Here is a 314-nt window from a genome sequence, read left to right on the forward strand (position 1 = left end):
AAGCAGGCAAACTGATTAAATATGATATTTTTGAAAAAGGGAATGAAGGCGCGCTCGAATTCGATTTGGATGACGATGAAGAAGCGATGATTTCCGACTTCTGCCTCACACATTTGGACGAAGCGATGAATAATTAAAAAAACCGGGCAGCTGCCCGGTTTTTTTTATGATAAATGTGCTTCATCCTGTTCATCTTTTGACACCAAAACATTCCGCGGCTTACTGCCTTCATAAGGGCCGACGATTCCCCTTGCTTCCATTTCATCGATCAGCCTCGCTGCCCGCGCGTAGCCGATTCGGAATCGGCGCTGCAG

General features: G+C 46.5%; 2 protein-coding genes. One reads left to right on the forward strand and one right to left on the reverse strand.

Features of this window, described 5'->3' with window-relative positions; all coding sequences use genetic code 11:
- Positions 1–14: 14 nt before the first annotated feature.
- A complete protein-coding gene (locus tag CVN76_RS32270; protein ID WP_442857536.1) occupies positions 15–137 on the forward strand; it encodes a DUF6509 family protein in 123 nt (40 codons plus the stop codon).
- A gap of 27 nt (positions 138–164) precedes the next feature.
- Here CVN76_RS32270 and CVN76_RS02205 read toward each other — a convergent pair.
- On the reverse strand, positions 165–314 hold a 150-nt coding region (locus tag CVN76_RS02205), incomplete at its 5' end, for a DNA translocase FtsK (RefSeq protein ID WP_157805472.1).

The organism is Bacillus sp. mrc49 (assembly GCF_002803435.1).